Origin of the sequence: Amycolatopsis sp. NBC_00348 (assembly GCF_036114655.1) — a bacterium.
Classification (GTDB): domain Bacteria; phylum Actinomycetota; class Actinomycetes; order Mycobacteriales; family Pseudonocardiaceae; genus Amycolatopsis.
In genome coordinates, this window is sequence record NZ_CP107994.1 from 1,164,347 (window position 1) to 1,180,579 (window position 16,233).

Here is a 16,233-nt window from a genome sequence, read left to right on the forward strand (position 1 = left end):
CGGGACGGCAGTGCCGCCGGGCTGCGGTTCGCACGACAAGAGCTCCGTCGGCTCGCAGACCGTGGATCCGGACGGTCTCGGCGGGACAAGGTCGCCAACCTCGTGGCGTGGGAAACCGGACACGATGGTGACATCGATGGGCCCTGCTCCAGCTGGAGCGGCTTCGCCTCCGAGCCGAGGAGGTCCTCGGTGGCGATCACGAAACGACGTTAGGCATCAAGTTCGGCATCGCCTGCTGGACCGGTATGCGCGGAGACCACAGGGCGGCCCTCGACCTGATGTCCCGCGTCGCCGACGACTGCTCGCGCGCCCTCGGCAGCACGCACCGGATGACCGTCTCGGCTCGTGAGGCGACCGCTCGCTAGAACGGGCGGGTCGGCGATTGGGACCTGGCCATCCGCACGATGCGCGAACTGGTCCACGACCTGGAAGCCGAGCAGCAACACCCCTACGACCTGAGTTCCGTCCGGTCCCAGCTCGCCTACCTGATGACGGAAGCCGGCCAACACGCCGCAGCCCTGCCGCTATGGCGTGAGCTTCTCGAAGAGAGCATCACCATCAACGGCCGACTGCACCTGGAGACCCTCGGATATCGGACCGAGGCCGCTGACTGCCTTGGCCGGAGGGGAGATCCGACCGAGGCAGTCCGGCTTTTGACCGACGCGACCCGACTGGAGGATCCGCCCAGCACCAACGTTCTGGGAATCGGCCGGGGTCTGTCAAACGAGCGGTGTAACTCGGGTTGAAGGGAACTACTTGCGTCCGGCGGCCAGGCGGCCGTCGAAGGCGATCTCGAACGCGTTCAGCGCGGGTTTCCACCGCATCGTCCAGCGTTTGCGGCCGCCGCCGGTGGGATCGAGGCTCATGATCGCCATGTAGACGCACTTGAGCGCGGCCTGCTCGTTCGGGAAGTGCCCGCGGGCCTTGACCGCGCGGCGGATGCGGGCGTTGACGCTTTCGATCGCGTTGGTCGAGCAGATCACCCGCCGGATCTCCGGATCGAACGCCAGGAACGGCACGAACTCCGCCCAGACGTTGTCCCACAACCGCACGATCGCCGGATACCGAGCACCCCACTCCTGCGCGAAACTCGGCGAACCGCTCGCGCGCAGCGGCCTCGGTGGGCGCGGTGTAGACCGGCTTGAGCGCCTTGGCGATCGCATCCCAATGCTGACGGCCCGCGTAACGGAAACTGTTGCGCAGCAGGTGAACCACGCACGTCTGAGTGATCGTGGCCGGCCAGACGGTCGTGATCGCGTCCGGCAAGCCGGTCAGCCCGTCGCAGACCACCATGAGCACGTCGGCCACGCCCCGGTTCTTCAACTCGGTGAGCACGTGCAGCCAGTACTTGGCGCCTTCTCCGCCGTCGCCGGCCCACAACCCGAGGATGTCGCGGCGGCCCTCGCAGGTCACCGCCAGGGCGACGTAGATCGGCCGGTTGGCGACCTTCCCGTCCCGGATCTTGACGTGGATCGCGTCGATGAAGATCACCGGATACACCGGATCGAGTGGCCGGTTCTGCCACTCGACCATGCCCTCCACCACCTTGTCGGTGATCGTGGAGATCGTCTGCCGGGACACCTCGGCCCCATAGACCTCGGCCAGATGTGCGGAAATCTCCCCGGTCGTGAGGCCCTTCGCGGCCAGCGAGATCACCATCTCGTCCACCCCGCCCAAGCGTTTCTGTCGCTTGGCCACGATCCTGGGCTCGAAGCTGGCATCCCGGTCCCGCGGCACGTCAATCTCAACCGGGCCCACGTCGGTGAGCACAGTCTTGGACCGGGTGCCGTTGCGGGAGTTGCCGGTCCCACGGCCGGCCGGGTCGTGTTTGTCGTAGCCGAGATGGTCGGTGATCTCGCCCTCGAGCGCGGACTCCAGCAGCCGTTTGGTCAGCTGCGCCAGCACCCCGCCCTCGCCGGTCAGCGCCAGCCCGCCATCCTTCGCGCGGCTCACCAGCTGCGCCACGAGCTGCTCGTCCAGGCCATCCAACCCGGTCTCGGGCTTCGAATCCTCAGCGTTCTCCACGCCGGACATCATGTCGGTCATCAGGTGCACTTCCATGATCGGGAGTTACACCGCTCGTTTTACAGTCCCATCGGCCGCCGCCTGGCCAAGTGGGTCAGCGAGGCCGGCGACCCGGCGGAAGCGGTGCGGAAGTTCGACGATCTCGTGGCCACGGCGGTCCGGCACCGCGGCCCGGACGATGGGTGGACACTCGGCCTGCGACGCCGCCGGGCGCACTGGGGCGGCGAGTCCGGCGACGCCGCGGCGGCGGGGCGCGAGCTGGAGAAATTGACCATCGACGCGGCCAACGACGAATGGATACTTAGAGCGTGTCTCAGTTGGCGAGGTTCTTGTAGCAGGTGATGGCGGCGCCGAGGGTGAGGAAGGCGAGGTAGTGGCTGGGTTTGCGTTCGTAGCGGATGGTCAGGCGTCGGTAGCCGGTCAGCCAGGCGATGGTCCGTTCGATGACCCATCGGTGTTTGCCGAGTTTCTGGCCGGATTCGATGCCTTTGCGGGCGATGCGCGGGATGATCCCGCGCTGGCGGAGCCAGGTGCGCAGTGCGGGGATGTCGTAGGCCTTGTCCGCGTGCAGCTTGGCCGGTTTCCGGCGCCGTGGTCCACGGCGGGACCGGATCGCCGGCAGCGCGTTGACCAATGGCCGCAGGGCGTGGCTGTCGTGGGTGTTGGCCGCGGAGATCCCGACGGTCAGGGGCAGGCCGGCGCGGTCGGACAGCGCGTGGATTTTCGAGCCGGGTTTGCCGCGGTCGACCGGGTTCGGGCCGGTCAGTCCGCCCCCCTTTTGGCCCTGACGGAGGCTCCGTCCAGGACTGCAAGCGACCAGTCGATCATGCCGCGGCTGCCCAGTTCGTCCAGCACTGCCTGGTGCAACTGTCGGCATAGCCCGGCCTGGGTCCACTCGGTGAAACGGCGATGCGCCGTCGGTACGCTGACCCCGAAGCTGGGTGGCAGATGCCGCCAGGCGCATCCGCTGGTCAGCACAAAAACGATCGCGGTGAACACCGCCCGATCGCCCACTCGCGCTATTCCGCCACCTGGTGGACGCGTTTGCCCGGCGGAATGAGCGGCTCGACTAGTGCCCACAACTCGTCGGGCACCAGCCGCCGCGACAACTGATCCATCACGCCATGATCTTGCCCACATCTCAGTCAAAACCCAACTGAGACACGCTCTTAGGCACGTTCATGAATCCCTGACGTACTGGCGCGCGCGAGCCAACAGTTGAGGACCTGCGACTCCCGCTTACCGGCCTGCAGGTGAGATCACGTGCGGCCCCAGCGCAGTGGTTACCTGTGAGGGTCACGTGTTCACGCTGAGTTCGATCGGCCATGAGACGTTCGGCCGTATGGGTGGACTGCTGGATCGACTGAAACGCTGTCGGCCCAGTGGCCGACTGCGTCGTATCAAGAGAGGTGGCGGGAATGGTTGAGTCGAGGAACGTATCGCCTGTCATCTTGTTCGCCGCCTCGGTGGTGTTCAGCTTCGCGCTGCCTATTGTCATCTTTGTCATTGATTACACCAATGGTGGCAGTCTGCTGGCTGTAGGTGTGCCAGGGTCTGCATACGTGCTCGCCGTTGCTATTGTTGGTTTTAGTGTTGGTCGCATATTGCGATCTCCTAACCATGTTGACTGCGAAGATGTTAGGCTGGAAGAAAATGTCAACGACGTTTTGGAAACCCGTGAGTTCAAGGATTATGGTCCTTATCGCAGGGCGACGTTGGGGCGGTTCATCTGGGAAGAAAAGAGGATTCGGAGTGAGACGTCCCCCCTGCGAGAATTAGCGATCGGGAAGCAGTCAAGCTTCAAATTGTTCCATCGAGATACCGTTCGCAGCCTTCGGCAGGTAATTGGCGCAAGGGTGCCTGCATATTCACTCATTTTTTGCATACTTAGTGTTGTCGACGGTGGCGTAATTCGCGACTTCTTGACCAGGAGGATTGGAATCACAATCAATCCAACGATTTCTTTCTGGTGTACAGTGCTGGCTATTGCAACGTTGGCGACGTGGTTCGTTTCGACGTTGGTGCTCACTAAGCGCATTCGGGATGGCTTGCGACTAGTTTGCGACCAAATTACTGAGGCATGGTCGAATTATTGTAGAGCGCTAGAAATTAATGTGGCTGATGCTCTGCGTCGCGCCCTCAATGAGGTGCTCACTAAGCAGGGGATCTTGAAGCTTTCACCTATTGCGCCGCGGCTCGTTGAGCTGAGCACTGCTGAGATCCGATCTTCTGTGGCATTAGATAAGGTGAGTCGGTTTATTGAGGACCACGATTCGTCGGCGATCGGACTTGCGGGCTTCCGTGGGGCGGGCAAGTCGACGATCATGCGTTCAATTGCGGAAAAGCAGCAGCTTCCCAGCAGGTCGACTCTGGTATCGGCTCCGGTCTCACACGACCCAGCTGACTTCTGTCGACACATCTTGCAGAAGGTTGCCGAGAAGATTGTCGAGCAGGAACCGATTCGGCGCGGTGCGCTGGTTAACCGCGTATTTCTCACACGCTTCTACGGTTTTGCCGTTGCTGGCATACTCGGTGGCATCTTGCTTGTGGCCGATGCTCTCAGTGCTGCTTGGCCGAAATTTGGCACCGCCAGCATCATTGGCCTGACGGTGTTGGGGTATGCGGCCGCAGGGTTCTTTTACACGGCGCTGGTGCGACCGCGCAGGCGCTTGTATCGCTATCAGTCAGCGGTGGTGGTCAAGGCATCTAGGATTCTAGACGAGCTCAGCTACGAGATCGAAGATGGTACTGTGGCGAAGAATGTTGTGAAGCTGGCTACTTTTGGTGAACTCAGCGATGAGAGCTCGACGAAGCGCAAGCATCGAGCGATGACAAGGGTTGACTCGGCATCCTGCCTCCGCGACTTGTTAACGGAATATTGCAGGCAGCCTGGGCGACCTCGATTTATTGTGTGTGTGGACGAGTTGGACAAATTGCCCACGGCAGAAGCACTTGTTGTGACGATCAACAATCTCAAGGACCTGTTTCATATCGACGGAGTGCATTTTGTTGTGAGTGTCTCAATCGACGCTCTCAGGTCTTTTGAACAGCGTGGCTTGCCCGATCGTGATGCCTTCGACTCGTCCTTTGACACTGTGATCGATGTTGGGTGGTTGACGGTGAAGGAATCGGAGGATGTCGTTACGTCCAGAGCAAACGGCTTCCATCCTCACCTGGCGTACTATTGCCACGCTTGGTCGGGCGGTCTGCCTCGGGACCTGCTGCGCGCGGCACGCCGGTGTGTGGAAATTCAAGGAGCAGCCAAGGAGCCTCTCCGCTCAGCGGAGTTGATCACCCAACTCATTCAGGCCGACCTCCTCCAGTTGATTGAGGGGTTGCTCGGTTCCACGTCTCAGCCCGAGGCGGAGACGCTTTTATGGAATTTGCGTGGCGCCGTTCTGGAGGGCGCGCACAAGGGCACGATTACGGAGCAAGTTGATGCGATGCGCAAGCTGCGCATGCATGAATCCCATGTGACCAACGGCGCGATTACCCGTTACTGTGCTGGGCTGTATATTCGGCAGATGGCACTTATGCTCCATCCAGTCGGAGCACCGGCTCCGCAATGGGCGGAGGCGCAGGTCGAGCAGTGGTTCGAACTTCTCGCCAGCGTGACCGCATCGACGGCTTCCGACATGCGAATACAGGAGCTGAGGTTGGATGACTGCGCCCGTAAGCTCCCGTTGAGCTGATCATGTGTGCATGCGGTGGGCGAGGCACCTGGTCCGAGTCCGTGGCATCACCCCAGTCATCGCTCGCCGCGGTGTCAAGCACGGCTCCGGTCTAGGCAAAATCCGCTGGCCTGCTCCCTGACTGCCTCCGCAAACTCATTCTGAACTGACCCCTAAGGCCGCGCCGGTGGGCTCGGTCATTCGCTCAGACAGCCGACCCTGCCGGTCCGTCGAAATGCGGCTGGTCAGGATGTGCTGACTGGAACCCCGAGCGCCTCGGCAGCGGACCGGAGACTATTCAGGCGCTGACGCGTGACCGCGCCGGCCCGCCGCCTCGTTGCGTCGTCCGGCTTCCGCCTCCGGGGTCACGCCGCTGCTGGGGCGGCAAACTCGCCGGCGGCCGATCCGGCGGTGAAGGTGGTCCATTCGTCGACCGTGTAGGTGAGTGTGGTGGTGCCGTCGAGGCTGTGCAGGCGCGCGCCGCCAGCGGAGGAGTGTTCGATGCGCAGGGCGTAGTTGCTGCCGGCGTAGAAGGAGCCCCGTCATGACGACCTCCCTGCAGTGAGGCGTCAGCCCCCATCACCGCGAACGAGCCCACACCGCACTGCCAGGAACCGACGTCTCAGTCTGCACCCGGCACTTGCGCCAGGGACGACTCATCCTCGAGTCCCTCACGACGCACCTCCCCGTAGATCTGCGGATCTGTCCTGAATGCGCCGTCGACACCCTGGCGATGCTCTGCCCCACCCCGTCGCCGCACCCACGCAGCCCAGCCCACGCGATCGTCACCACCCCCACGCACTCGAACCGGTCACCCTGCGAGGAGGACGATCGTGGATGAGGTGTTGAACGCGACGTTGCGGACGGCGGTGCTCACCCGTCTCGACGACCTCGACTCCCTCGCCCGCGACGCCGACGAGCCATCCAAGACCGTCCTCGCCGACACGGTGACCGCCTGGCTGACTGCCGCGTAGCGAGAGCTGCTGGCAGCGCACGAACCCGACCACCGCGGCCGGTGTCGCGCGTGCGCAACGCGATGGGCGCTGCGCCCCGCGGAGTGCTCGGTTTGGCGAATACGCCTCAAAACCACTTGGGCAAACCCAACAGGGTGGTTCAGGACCATCTCCATGCGGCGAAGCTGTCGGTCGTGGTCGGTATCCTCCGCGCATGTCGACGCCAGACCGGCCGGCAGAGTCCGCGCAGCTGCTGCAGAAGGGCATGGCACTGCTCGCCGCGGACTTCGCGACTGAACAGGCGTTGGCGAGTGTGATTCAGCCCAGGTGGCGCCGTGGGCCGGGCACTCGGTGGCGGTGCTGCACGAGGTGTACGCGAAGGTGCTGGCCGGGCTGGAAGAAGAGTCGCTGGGCAAGATCGCCCGCATCCTCGGCCTGCCCCTCGATGACGAGGACGACGCAGACGGTAGATGAAAGGGCACGATCCTTGCCGCAGCAGGCGATCTCCATGCGCGGGTAGTCGGTGATTCCCATCGTCCGATCCGCCGACCCGCTGCACTCGGATCAGCGGCGCGACCAGGTCCGTCGCCAAGTCGACCCCGGCCCGGGTGTGGGACAAGGCCGCAAGGCAGCGCTGACTCCGGAGGAGTACCGATCGCCGCTCGCCCGCCGGCCCTACGACCTGCAGCACGCCTGCGCGTCGACGTGGCTGGCGGGTGGCGTGATTTCAGCCCAGGTGGCGCTGTGGGCGGGGCACTCGGTGGCGGTGCTGCACGAGGTGTACGCCAAGGTCCTGGCTGGCCTGGAAGAAGAATCGCTGGGCAAGATCGCGCGGATTCTGAGCCTGCCCGCCGACGACGAGGACGACGAATAGTCCGTGAACAGCCCAAGCCGATCGGGACCGACCGATAGGCGGACGCGCGCACGTCATGCTGACCAACATTCGTCCGATGCTGTGGGTAACATTGCTGGTCGGCGGGCACCGCTCGCGGCCTCATCATCCTGTTCGGGCTTATGGCCGAACCCGACCGGCGGCGGTCGTGGTCGCGCTGACATACGACGTTGTCTGTGTCCTCACCTTGCCGGAGAATCCTCACTGCCGCTCAGAAAATCGAACCAGTACACACCATTTTTTCCGACCACGGCCAACCGATTCTTCGGCAGCCAGTCGACTCCCGTGAGGTCGTCGTCGAGCCGGAGTTCGGTCAATCGGTCGCCCGTGTCCCAGCCGTAAACGCGGACGGTGTGCTCATCGCACACCGTGGCAACGAACGACCCGTCGAGCGACACATCCACATCGTTCGCCGTGGTAAGCACCGAGTCGTCAATGTGCGCTTCCGCTGCCTGCCAAGTCGTAGTGTTCCAGTAGTAGACGCGCTCGTCGGTGGGCGCCACCAGTCTGGAGCCCTCGAGAAGAACACCTAGCCCGTTGACTGTGCCGGCCGTCCGAAGCTTCGCCACCGGCTCCCACGTACTGGTCGACGTCACGAGTACCTCGTCATGGGCAGCGACCGCGATCCACTTGCCGTCTCGGGCGAGCCCCACCGACGGGAAGCCCGATCGTTGGATGGCCACCCGCAAGCGACGCGCGAACCAGAGCCGAAGCCGACGGATGTTCGTCCGGCGAGCCAGCCTGTTCAACCCGCGCAGAATGCGGATGCGACGCGAACTTCGCGACGGCTTTTCGGCCTTGTGCAGGCCGGACGGCCCGATTCGCAGGAAGACCGGTGGTTCCCAGGTCTCGATGTTCCACACGACCACTTGCCTGCCATCCGTGACCGCGACCAGATCACCGCCGGTCGAGAGGCCGCTGATCATGAGCTCGGACGGGTGTTCCAACGTGCGGGACGCCTGTAGGTTATCCGCTTCGCAGATCACAACCTGGTCGATCAGCTGCGCGGCGAGGTAACTAGTCCCGACCGGTTCGAGCATGGACACCGAATCGGTGAATTCGAGTCTTTCCTGGACTCGCATCGACTTCGGATCGTAGATCGCGATAGCGGAATCCGTGGCGACTGCAAACCACGTCCCAGCACGGTCGGCCCGGCAGATTTGGATGGTGGTGTTCACGCTGGTTGCAGGACGGTCGAGCTGGGCCAGCGCGGGATTCCACAGTCGTACGGTCGCATCGTCCCCCGCGGAGGCGAGCACGGATCCATCAGGTGAGAAAGCGAGCTCGTTGATCTCCGAGGCGGCAAGGATCTTGCCTGTGGGACGCCACGATGCCGTGCTCCACAGCACGATCAATCCATTCCTGCTTCCCGTCGCGAGCGTGCCGCCGTCAGGCGAGAACACGGCACAAGTGAGTTCGGGGTGGTGATGGAGCACGCGCGGCGGCCGGGTAAGCCATTCGAGGTCGTAGACCGCCACTCCCTGATCGCCGGGAATGGCTGCCCACCGGTTTCCGGGGCTCACGGCGAGTCCATTGGGGTCAAACGAGCGCGTTGAGGGCAGCGTGGTGACGTCTCCCGAACTTGGATCCCAGATCTTCGCACGCCAGCCTTCAACACCGAGAATCCGACCGTCGGAGAGGGCGACGCATGCTTCGACCGAATCCTCCGTCTTGAACGTGCGGACCGGCCGTCCCGACTCCGCGTCCCAGATCCGCAAGGTTTTGTCGTCACTTCCGGTGATCACCGTGCGTTCATCGGCCGAAAAGCAACAGGAAGTCAGCCAACTGCGATGGCCGGTCAGCGTCTTTACCGGATGCCATCCAGCGGTCTCGAACACCTGCAGGGTCTTGTCGTCGCTTCCTTCAACGGCGAGGAGCCGACCGTTCGCGGAAAGCGTCAACCCACTGAAGAACCCGTGATCAGTGTCCGCGATTAGGTGGAGCAGCTGACCCCGTTCGGCGTCCCAGACGCGCAGCCCATCATAGGCTCCGGACACCAGCCAATCCCCGGCCTGGCTGTACGAGCATCCGACTACGCCACCGTCGTGTCCGACGAGGACTCGGTTCAGTGCCGGATCGGGCAGATCTCTTAGCGGTTGGGCCGAGACCAGGCGGGGGAACCGCGCGGCTTCTGCGACAGCCGCCTTCCGCAGCTCGGCAAAGGCCGGCTTCTCCGGCAGGCGATGTGCGAGCGCGTTGACGACGGCGTTCCTAGGCAGTGTGGGAGTCAGCAGATGGCCCAGCTGGTCGAGGAACCGGCTCAGCTCGGTCGCGTCCGCCGTGCCGACGAGTGCGAGGTCCTCCGCCACCGCGACCGGCCCCAGCTTGCGGAGCTTCCCGATGACCCACTGTGGTTCCGTCACCAACGCAGTGACTTCGTCCTGTCGGCCGGCGCCGGCCAGGTGATATGACAGGTGGCGCCAGAGGTACTCTGGAGAGTCCGGGAGCCGCCACCACGAGATTGGCCGGGTGTCTGGACCGGGTAACCTAGCTGCGACCGCTTCAAGTAAAACGGTGTTCAGCCAAGCCATTCGACCGGCACCGCATTCGTGCCGCAGGTACGACCGGATGACATCGTGCAGCTGCAGCCCACGGCTTCCGGGACGCTGGCTCACCAGGGACAGATCGGCCAGTTCCCGGCACAGTTCGACACTTTCGTCGGGCGTCAGCTTCGCGGTTGCCTGCCAATAGAGCTCAATCAGCTCGAGCGGGATCTCGGTATCCTCTGGGAAGATACCGAGCTCTACGACGCGTTCCCGTCTGGCACCGAGCAGGCCAAACGAAGATTCGAGCGTGGCTGCCACAGTGCGGGTGCGGCGGGCGGCGTCCGTCACGTCGAGAGCCACGGGCCCCAGCCGGCTCAGCTGTTCGACCAGCCGCTTCGCCGACTCCGCCACGTCGGCACCATCGCGAGCCGCCCGGCGCAAGACGCCGTTGGCCAGGCCGAGGGCGAGCGGCCATCGCCCGGTGAGATCGAGCAACTGGTCGCTCAGCTCGGTAGGGAGAGGAATCCCGCCTGCGACTAGGTTGCGGGCCTGCGGGCTGCTCATCTGGTCGACTTTGACCGGGTCCGTTCCGGCGGGTAAGAGCTCAGAAAAACGGGTGGTGACCAGCAGCGTGCATCCGCGGCCTGCGGCCAGGAACGGCCGCAGCTGTTCGGGAGTCCAGACGTCGTCAACCACAAGCAAGCAACGGCCCTTGTCCTTGAGGATCCCGCCTAACCGGATCCCCGCCTGCTCCGGGCTGGTCAACCCCGGCCGTTGCCCGTCCGCGCGCTCGCTGATGTCGTTGATCGCTGCGGCGAGCGCAGCTCCGGTCATTTCCTGACCTACCGGCACCCAGTAGATCCAGGGAAAAGCCGCCTGCACCTCATCGAGCGCACACACGGCTAATGCGAGCGTCGTCTTTCCGAAGCCACCTGCCCCGGTCAACATGGTCGTGATGCCGACCTTGCGAGACCTTCCCCCGAGCAACGCTCGAACTAGGGGTGTAGTTAGTTCTGGGCGAGGGACAAAACTGCCCTCGACCTCGGGAGCCGTGGCGTGCTCGCGGCGCTGCCCGCCGGGCCGCTTCGGAGCGGCCCGCCAGCCTTCCACGCCGATCCACGCGCCGGAGAGCAGCGCCAAGATCATGAAGATCAGCCAGCTCCAGCTTGAGGTCAGCAGATTGACCGCGACCGCTACCGCGATGTTCAGCAGGGTGGCGGACGCCGCAACCGCGACCTGGCTCCGTCTTGTAGTCAAGCCACACTCCAGGCGGGATCAGTACACGGCAACCGTACTAATTAGCACGTGAACGACGTGAAGTCACGGCTCAAGAGACTAGGACGACGTCCTCGATCACTGTGCCTAAACGTGCTCGCCTGCCGCGACTGTGCAGGCGCCACAACGCTCATGCCGAAGAGGTACGTCATAACCTCGCAAACCCCGATCGCCCGGCGCCCGCTGGCCCACCGCCGCTGCGGCATCAGCGGGCCTGACTCGACCTACGTGCCGGCACAGGCGCCGCCGCCCGCTACCGTTGTCTCCGGTCCCAAGATCAGGGAACAGGCCGCCGAGCTCCCCAGCTCGTCCGAGGCCTCGGATCCGCCAAAAGTAGACCGCGAATAGACCGCGACTGGCTGCACATCAGGTTTCAGCCGTACATAACCGGACATACCGGACTGGAACGCCGCTCCAAAAATGCCCCTGCGGAGACCTGTTTTCGCAGCTTAGAGGTAGTGCCCCCGGCGCGGCTCGTTCCAGAACCCAACGGCTCGAAAAAGCCTGGGAGCTGCACTTTTCCGGCGTAGTCGATGTTGAGCGGCGTCGGCGAGGTGGTTCCTCGTGATGGGGTTGAAGCCGGACAGTGAGAAGCTGTCACTCTGGGTTCAAAGTGCGTGTACGACCCTGGTGGCGTTGGGCGCGGCGTATGCGTCGTATCGGCATGGTCGCGACTTCGCTCTGCGTTTCGGTGCTGATGCGGCGACGGCCGCGATCTGGCCGTTGATCGTGGACGGCTTGCTGACGACGGCGACAGTGGAGCTGTGGAAGCCGAGCGGTGGGCTGCGTGGACGGCGTTCGGATTCGGCATCTCCCTCTCGTTGTGCGCGAACATCGGCTCGGCTCCGCGGTTGACAGTGTTCTCGATCGTGGTGGCAGCGTGTCCGCCGCTTGCCCTGCTCTTGGCGGTGGAGTTGCTGAAGCGGCATCGCGGTAGCAGCCAGCAGCCAGATGAAGGCCTGCAGGAGCGAGGTGAGCGTGAGCTCGTCGACCGCCCCCAGCCGGCAGCTTGCTCCGTCGATCCGCATCCGGAGCTAACCGTGCCGTGTGAGAGTTCTGCTGAGGCGCTGATGTGGGCGTACTACGTCGAGGAGCAAGCGGCGGGTCGAACCCCTACTGGCGCGGATCTTGATCGAGTCGCTGGCACGAACAACTACGGGCGGCGGGTCCTGCGGCGGTGGCGTGCTAGTGGTCACGGCCCCGACGGCCGCCCAGCGTCGCGGCCCACGGCTGGACAGCGCCGGTCCGTCCTGACAGAGGAGACCGTGGAGAAGGAACGAGCAGAGGTGCTGCAACCCGCTGGTTAGGAGTCTCACCCGCCTATGTCGGATGGTATCGAGTGATGCCGGACAAGGCCGTTTTCCCTTGGTGGTCATACAGTGGCGATGTCGCCAGGTGCCGCGGTCTGTCGTCGCGTCCGTGCGCTCTCGACCTCCCCTCGGGCTCGCAAGTATCGGTTCATGTCGCCTGCTCCGGGCCCCTCGTCAGCGGTCCTTGATGGTTGGCCGGACGCGTTGGGAAGGTCGCTGAGTCCCGCAACTAAGGCGACGCGGCCGTGACTCGACTCAGGAAGGGCTTGCTCAAGACCTTGCTCTCTCGATCCAGTGCACATGTACCGGTCTGGTCGGCGCTTGGTGCGGCGTGCACCTCGAAACGCCACGGACGTGAGTTCGTACTCCGTTTCGGCGCGGATGTGGTGGCGGCTTCGATCTGGCCACTGCTGGTCGACGGTCTGTTGACGATCGCGATGGTCGACTGTTCAAAACTCATCGTGTCGGCCATCGGTCGGGTCGGTGAGTGGCGTGGCCAGCGTTTGTGTTCGGGAGCTGCCTGTCGTTGGTGGCGAACACCGACTCGGCGCCGGCATTGAGCGTGTTGCAGGTGACGGTAGCGGCATGGCCACCGCTGGTCCTCCTGCTAGCGGTCGAGTTGTTGAACTGCGCGTCGAAGCAGCGGCGTCGCGAGACTGGCTCCGAGAGCACCGGTACTCTCGGAGCGAAACGTACGGGTCAGGTTCTCGAGACGGAGGCCGACGGCGAGACCTTGGTGCCGATCCAGCCGGTCATGGTCTCACGATCGAGCGGGGAGGACTCTTGAGCGGACGGCTGAGTAGCGGATGTCGAAGTGCAGTTCGGCGAGCGGCTTGCGGCAGTACGCCGACGAGAGCAGAACTGGAAGACCGTCGGGCGTCCGTGACATAGCCCTTGATCAGGGCGTGTCGGCCGCCCTCGGCGCCAAGACATGATCTTGTTGTCCGAGGGCGACCGCGCACATGCTCATCCCGACCTGTCGGTTTCGTCGTCCTCCTCCTGCTCGCCGGGCTGGTTGAATCGGTCCATCGCTCGGTCGATGCTCGAGTCGTCGGTCGCGAGCACGGAGCGCATCGAGAGGAACGGGTTGTCCACTGAGGCGTTGTCGGAGAGTGCGAAGCGGCCGGCTTCCGTGTGCAAGCTTCGGGCGAGCCGCACGACTTCCTCCATCACCGCGGTGACCTGCATCGACTTGGCAAGTTCCGCGGTCCTTGCTTGTTCCGCCGACCGTCGCTTGCCAGCGGCCTGCTCGTCCGCCTTCGACGCGGCTGCTTCATGCTTGGCGGCCGCGTCCTCGACGCCGCGCATCATCTCGGTCAGCTCGTCGATCGTCCGGACTTCCAGCGAGCCCACCGCCCGCATCTGGTTCAGTACCAGCAGCCACGGTGCGATGAACGCGGTGAGCCCGACGAGGATCCCGATCACCACGCCGAGAGTTCCCACGTTGACGGTTCCGGCGGGGTGGATGATCCGCGTCGTGATCGATACCGCGACCATCGCGCTCACGGCGAACAGACCGATCAGCTTGCCGTACAGCACCAGCTTCGACGGCTGGTGCTTCGCTTCGTTTTCCTGCCCGGCGTGGCCGCCGACCGCCTGAAGGTGTCCGGCCGTGTGGCCCGTTGAATGAGCCAGCAGGGCTAGCACGAGCGACGCGATCACGGCGAATCCGGCAGCCGTGGCGGCTTCGGCTGGCTTGCGCAGCGCGCTCTCCGGCGTGGTGATGTTGAAGAACTTCGCGATCACGGTCAGCAGCGACACGATGTCGACGGCGAGCGGAGCCGTGGCCGCCCTGGTCCACGCCTTCGACGGTCGCTGCTGGTGACGGGTATCACCGCGTTTGGTGTCTTCGGTGATCCGTTGGCGGCATTGTTCGATGACCCGACCGGCTTCGGAGGCTGTGATCGGTCCGGCTGTGTAAACGTAGGTATCGGAGCTGGCCAGCACCTGTCGGGCCCGGGCCTGCTGGGCGAGCCCGCGTTCCCGCGCCGCGCGGGCGCGCAACGCCTGGAACTCGCCGGCCAGACGATCCACTCGAGCCGCCACGGCGTTGACCGCTTTCTGCTGCGCTCTCTGTCCGCGGCGCAGCAGGAGTTCTTCGGTCCACGTGAGACGGGCTGGCTCCGGGTTTGGGACGACGCGCCACTTGAACGCTTCGCGAATCAACGAGGTGATCCATGCGGCGCGCCACGGGTGGCGTAGCCAGTACCACCAGGCCACGCGCGGGCGTTTACCCGGTCGCAGGACCAGGGGTGGCAGGCCGGTGCCGTCGGGCTCGGGGACCGACGGCGAAGTCGGATAGTCGTGCAGCGTCATCGGTTGCTCCTGATTCGAGTGACGAGCACCTCGACCGTGCGGTTTTTCTCGGCGGCTTCCGGGATGAGGTGCCCAGCGGAATCGAGGTCCGGGCTTAGTGGACGGTCGAACCCGACACCGTCGACCTTGAACAGCGATCGGTCGACTCCCTCGGCTGCCAGTGCATCGACCACGCGGCATGCTCGCTTCTTCGAGAGGTCGATTGCACCGTCATGTGGTCCGGACTTCGCGGTGTGCCCCACCGCTGTCGCTGAGCGGGCGACGGTCGTCGCGTCGGACCGGAAGTACTGAGTCATGCTTCGCAGCGCTTGGTCCGCGCCGGGGAGGAAGTCCGCGGACTCCTTGTGGAAAAAGACGCCGTTGGGGAGCAGGATCCGCACCGTCTGCCCGGCGGCCGGGTCACCGAACACGGTTACCGTCGGGTGCGAAGGCACCGGGATCACCGGCACCTGCACTTTCGACAGCGGCGGTCCGCCACTGCTGCGCTGGACGAGGGGTTCGCAGTCGCCGTGGGCCTTGCGACAGACCTTGATCCACAGGTCCTGTACGGCTGAGTACATCTCCGGCGGGAGCTGCTGTTGTGGACCGGCCACCTGGCCGAGGCCGATGAAGATGACGTGTTTGCCGGTGAGGTCGGGCAGCTTGTTCTGTGGGAGCCCCTCGACGGTGGCGTCGACGTTGAGATCCGAGCCCCACCCTCTCAAGTCGAGTAGTCCCGTCGTCTGCAAGCCGCTGCTGTAGACCAGCATCGTCGCCGGGCCGGTGGTGTGCGCCATGTCGCCGAGCAACGCGAGCAGGTCCAACTGCGACTGGGTGCTGGCCGAGGCGGCCATCTTCTCCCGCACCGGCGCCATGTGGTCTTGATAGCCGGTATCGAGGCGTCCTTGGTCCGTCTCGAGTTCCTTGGTGCTTTCGTCGTAGTAGACGGATACGTCCTTGCGCACGACCGGCTGGTCGGTGGCCGAGCCGACGAAGCCGAGTACATCAGCGGTGCCACGACCGACGGCGTCGCGCACGACCTTGAGGTTGTCGTCGTGCATGTCGACGGCCGGCTCGTTGGCGGTCGCGGTGGCTCCGATCAGGAACGTTGTGTGCGGGGGGATGGGCTCGGGTCCGCACCCGACGGTGAGTGTGCTGAATACGACGGTGGAGCCAAGGGCAAGGAAGGTTCTTTTCACGGTGGTTCCTTGTCTCGTGAGGGAAAAACCGGCGGATAAAGCCGGGTGTCTTCAGTGTGCCGACGAATTCGGTGAGATCGCACTGAGACATAACAGCACTGAGATTCACCAGGGTGGGTGAATGCGG

The 16,233-nt window shown here is 64.3% G+C and carries 8 protein-coding genes and 4 pseudogenes; 7 read left to right on the forward strand and 5 right to left on the reverse strand.

Going from position 1 to position 16,233, the window contains the following annotated elements:
- Positions 1–488 precede the first annotated feature (488 nt).
- A complete protein-coding gene (locus OHS58_RS05650) occupies positions 489–746 on the forward strand; it encodes a tetratricopeptide repeat protein (RefSeq protein ID WP_442875555.1) in 258 nt (85 codons plus the stop codon).
- A gap of 6 nt (positions 747–752) precedes the next feature.
- Here OHS58_RS05650 and OHS58_RS05655 read toward each other — a convergent pair.
- Positions 753–2,034, reverse strand: a pseudogene (locus OHS58_RS05655) (IS256 family transposase).
- Between the two features lie 304 nt (positions 2,035–2,338).
- Positions 2,339–3,143: pseudogene (locus OHS58_RS05660) on the reverse strand (IS5 family transposase).
- Between the two features lie 300 nt (positions 3,144–3,443).
- On the opposite strand from OHS58_RS05660, the gene OHS58_RS05665 reads away from it, so the two are divergent.
- The 5 genes and pseudogenes from OHS58_RS05665 to OHS58_RS05685 all read left to right on the forward strand — a co-directional run bounded on the left by OHS58_RS05665 (position 3,444) and on the right by OHS58_RS05685 (position 7,523).
- Complete coding sequence (locus OHS58_RS05665) at positions 3,444–5,717, forward strand: P-loop NTPase fold protein (RefSeq protein ID WP_328647380.1); 2,274 nt, start codon at positions 3,444–3,446, stop codon at positions 5,715–5,717.
- A gap of 22 nt (positions 5,718–5,739) precedes the next feature.
- A pseudogene (locus OHS58_RS05670) lies at positions 5,740–5,826 on the forward strand (IS5/IS1182 family transposase); the annotation flags it as partial.
- Between the two features lie 703 nt (positions 5,827–6,529).
- On the forward strand, positions 6,530–6,670 hold the full coding sequence (locus OHS58_RS05675) for a hypothetical protein (RefSeq protein ID WP_328647381.1): 141 nt from the start codon (positions 6,530–6,532) through the stop codon (positions 6,668–6,670).
- 330 nt (positions 6,671–7,000) lie between these two features.
- Complete coding sequence (locus tag OHS58_RS05680; RefSeq protein WP_328647382.1) at positions 7,001–7,123, forward strand: hypothetical protein; 123 nt, start codon at positions 7,001–7,003, stop codon at positions 7,121–7,123.
- 49 nt (positions 7,124–7,172) lie between these two features.
- Entirely contained in the window at positions 7,173–7,523 is a 351-nt protein-coding gene (locus OHS58_RS05685; RefSeq protein WP_442875521.1) for a hypothetical protein, read from the forward strand.
- 200 nt (positions 7,524–7,723) lie between these two features.
- On the opposite strand, the gene OHS58_RS05690 is transcribed toward OHS58_RS05685, so the two are convergent.
- Complete coding sequence (locus OHS58_RS05690; RefSeq protein WP_328647383.1) at positions 7,724–11,284, reverse strand: NB-ARC domain-containing protein; 3,561 nt, start codon at positions 11,282–11,284, stop codon at positions 7,724–7,726.
- Between the two features lie 585 nt (positions 11,285–11,869).
- Here OHS58_RS05690 and OHS58_RS48690 point away from each other — a divergent pair.
- Positions 11,870–12,609: pseudogene (locus OHS58_RS48690) on the forward strand (DUF2637 domain-containing protein).
- A gap of 969 nt (positions 12,610–13,578) precedes the next feature.
- Here the strand turns inward: OHS58_RS48690 and OHS58_RS05700 are convergent.
- On the reverse strand, positions 13,579–14,928 hold the full coding sequence (locus tag OHS58_RS05700; protein ID WP_328647384.1) for a hypothetical protein: 1,350 nt from the start codon (positions 14,926–14,928) through the stop codon (positions 13,579–13,581).
- Positions 14,925–16,106, reverse strand: a complete 1,182-nt coding sequence (locus OHS58_RS05705) for an OmpA family protein (protein ID WP_328647385.1) — start codon at positions 16,104–16,106, stop codon at positions 14,925–14,927. Before OHS58_RS05705 ends, OHS58_RS05700 begins: the two co-directional genes overlap by 4 nt.
- Positions 16,107–16,233 lie beyond the last annotated feature (127 nt).

Excerpts from the sequence above, each read along its gene's own strand:
- OHS58_RS05650 (WP_442875555.1), top strand. The coding sequence starts at position 489 with ATGACGGAAGCCGGCCAACACGCCGCAGCCCTGCCGCTATGGCGTGAG.
- OHS58_RS05700 (WP_328647384.1), bottom strand. The coding sequence starts at position 14,928 with ATGACGCTGCACGACTATCCGACTTCGCCGTCGGTCCCCGAGCCCGAC.
- OHS58_RS05665 (WP_328647380.1), top strand. The coding sequence starts at position 3,444 with ATGGTTGAGTCGAGGAACGTATCGCCTGTCATCTTGTTCGCCGCCTCG.